Origin of the sequence: Lyngbya aestuarii BL J (assembly GCF_000478195.2) — a bacterium.
GTDB lineage: Bacteria > Cyanobacteriota > Cyanobacteriia > Cyanobacteriales > Microcoleaceae > Capilliphycus > Capilliphycus aestuarii.
This window is the reverse complement of record NZ_AUZM01000159.1, coordinates 1-2,465: the sequence shown is the minus strand read 5'-3', so window position 1 is coordinate 2,465 and position 2,465 is coordinate 1. Positions and strand designations below refer to the sequence as shown.

At 45.1% G+C, this 2,465-nt stretch carries 6 protein-coding genes; 3 read left to right on the top strand and 3 right to left on the bottom strand.

The genetic code is table 11. The features are described from left to right. From M595_RS31975 to M595_RS27070, 3 genes are all read left to right on the top strand, one after another. The coding region (locus M595_RS31975; RefSeq protein WP_023069652.1) for a hypothetical protein at positions 1–226 on the top strand (226 nt) is incomplete at its 5' end. A gap of 153 nt (positions 227–379) precedes the next feature. Next, a complete protein-coding gene (locus M595_RS27075) occupies positions 380–592 on the top strand; it encodes a type II toxin-antitoxin system HicB family antitoxin (RefSeq protein ID WP_023069792.1) in 213 nt (70 codons plus the stop codon). Next, the gene (locus M595_RS27070) at positions 589–813 is read left to right on the top strand and encodes a type II toxin-antitoxin system HicA family toxin (RefSeq protein WP_023069791.1); all 225 of its coding nucleotides are present in this window, start codon (positions 589–591) and stop codon (positions 811–813) included. Before M595_RS27075 ends, M595_RS27070 begins: the two co-directional genes overlap by 4 nt. Positions 814–1,139: 326 nt before the next feature. On the opposite strand, the gene M595_RS27065 is transcribed toward M595_RS27070, so the two are convergent. The 3 genes from M595_RS27065 to M595_RS27060 form a co-directional block, all read right to left on the bottom strand. After that, entirely contained in the window at positions 1,140–1,382 is a 243-nt protein-coding gene (locus M595_RS27065; RefSeq protein ID WP_023069334.1) for a hypothetical protein, read from the bottom strand. A 62-nt stretch (positions 1,383–1,444) separates the two neighbouring features. Further along, a complete protein-coding gene (psb34, locus tag M595_RS30855; protein WP_009787864.1) occupies positions 1,445–1,618 on the bottom strand; it encodes a photosystem II assembly protein Psb34 in 174 nt (57 codons plus the stop codon). Between the two features lie 127 nt (positions 1,619–1,745). Then, positions 1,746–2,465: thiazole synthase (locus M595_RS27060; RefSeq protein ID WP_040484763.1), on the bottom strand; the 720-nt coding region annotated here is incomplete at its 5' end.

Genomic DNA, 2,465 nt, shown 5'->3' with positions numbered 1-2,465 from the left:
AGGGCTGTTTCATTCTCAGTTAAAAATTGCCGGGGTTGATGGTGAGTCCACCCCCGTGCGCGGGAACAAGCGCGTTGAGGGGAGTGGCTATCCCGTTGGGGGTGAAAGGGTGATGGGGGGGTGGGGAGAGGAGTTTTTTCCTCGGAAAAATAGCTTTTTATTAATAAAAATCGTCCCTACCTCCCTACCTCCCTACCTCCCCACCCCCCCACAAATCAAGTTTTAGGGCCTTAACGCGCACGGCCCTGCCCTAAAAGGAGGGAAGAAAATTGAACTCCCCTCGCCATTTATCAACAGTCCCAGGTTCAGCCGAGACTAATTATAATTGCAGTTAGTACGGCTTTGGCTTTAAATAAATATCTAAATTGACGTTAACCCAATGAAAACATTTACAGCAATTGTAGAAAAAGACCCTGACACCCAACTTTATGTCGGTTATGTTCCCGGTTTTCCAGGCGCCCATTCTCAAGGAAAAACCCTTGATGAACTTCAAGATAATTTAACAGAAGTGATTGAGATGCTACTCGAAGAAGATGTTACCTTTGAGACTCAGTTTGTCGGCACACAACAAATTATCATTCATTCAGCATGAGCAATATTCCAATTCTGAAACCTCAAGAAGTTGTTCGCATATTGAAAAATTTGGGATTTGTTGAAGTTCGCCAGAAAGGTTCACATAAGCAATTCCGCCATGAGGATGGTCGAGGAACAACCGTACCTTTTCACAAAGGACAAGATATTTCACCAACCTTGCTAAAAAAAATTGCCAGCGATATTGAGATGACTGTTGAGAAGATGCTCGAAGATCGCTAATCAAATGCTATAGCACTACGCATTCAGGTTAGGACATTTATAAATCCTGGGATCTGGGAACAGTAGACTGGGAAGGGGTTTTAGGATTTAGAAATGTCAAACACGTATTCGCGTAGTGCTATAAAAAGCTATTTTTCATCTCAAAAAAATCCTCTCCCCACCACCCCCGGAACCCTTTCACCCCCAACGGGATAGCCACTCCCCTCAACGCGCTTGTTCCCGCGCACGGGGGTGGACTCACCATCAACCCCGGCAATTTTTAACTGAGAATGAAACAGCCCTGGGGGCCCCCTAAAAGGACCGAAGAAAGTTAACTCCCCTCGCGATTAATAAATAGTCCCCGACGGGACACCTTTTCCCTCTCGACTAATTAATAGTCCCGCGAGGGACACAATTTCCCTCTCCTCGTAGGAGAGGGCGTTGCGGTGAGGTAGGAGAGGGTTAGGGAGAGGTTCTTCTTGACCCCCCTCGCCATTAATTAATATTATTCCCTCGCCTTCTAGGAGAGGGTTAGGGAGAGGTTCTTCTATTGATAAAAAAACAAACCAGGTATCTGAACTTTCAAACACCTGGATGAGTTAAGAACGCCTAATTTAATTTAAAGAACGATGCTAAAAAATCTTCTCTTTTGTTAACCAGAAACTCCAACCGCGACAACAATTAAACCAACAATTAAAGCAATACCTAAAGATCCTAAAATGATATAATTGCGGACTTGATTTTTGTTCGGAGGTTCAGCAGTATAAACTTTGGGTTCAACAGCAAAGTTGTTTAGGCGTCCACCTTCTTCGGTTGTATAAGGCATAAATTAATGTCCTCGTTTCATTTGATTTAGTCTAGAGTAACAAAAATTTGCCCATAGTTAAATAACTTTAGGTATACTTGTGGGTTCCCCTGGGTAGGGAACCTCTGAGAACTTTAGATCACAAGACTTAAGAACTAATCGTTCCCGTCACCGGAGAAGAAGCTGTGGCATAATTTTTAATGGGAATCCGTCCCGATAGATACGCTAAACGACCCGCCTGAGTCGCCATTCCCATCGCTTGTGCCATGATCGCAGGCTGTCCGGCTAAAGCGATCGCTGAATTAATTAATAACGCCGAGGCGCCCATTTCCATCGCTGTCGCGGCTTCACTTGGGGTTCCAATTCCCGCATCCACCACAACGGGAACTTTGGCATTATCGATGATAATCTCGATATTGGCAGCGTTTTTAATTCCCTGTCCCGAACCAATTGGCGAACCCAAAGGCATGACTGTCGCACAGCCAATTTCTTCTAAACGTTTGGCAACCAACGGATCAGCGTTAATATAGGGAAGCACTGCAAACCCTTCTTTTACCAACTGTTCTGCGGCTTCTAAGGTACCAAAAGGATCAGGTAACAGATATTTGGGATCTGGGATAACTTCTAACTTGACAAAATTGTTGTCTTCCTGTCCTAATAATTTTGCCATCTCCCGTCCTAAACGGGCTACCCGAATGGCGTCTTCTGCATTTTGACAGCCTGCGGTGTTGGGAAGCATCCAAATTTTTGTCCAGTCAATGGCTTCTGCAAGTCCTTCATGTCCGGGGGCTTGGGTTTGAACCCGTCGGACTGCAACTGTGACAATTTCACATCCACTGGCGAGGATGCTTTGCTGCATTTGTTCTAG

Excerpts from the sequence above, each read along its gene's own strand:
- psb34 (WP_009787864.1), bottom strand. The coding sequence starts at position 1,618 with ATGCCTTATACAACCGAAGAAGGTGGACGCCTAAACAACTTTGCTGTT.
- M595_RS27075 (WP_023069792.1), top strand. The coding sequence starts at position 380 with ATGAAAACATTTACAGCAATTGTAGAAAAAGACCCTGACACCCAACTT.
- M595_RS27070 (WP_023069791.1), top strand. The coding sequence starts at position 589 with ATGAGCAATATTCCAATTCTGAAACCTCAAGAAGTTGTTCGCATATTG.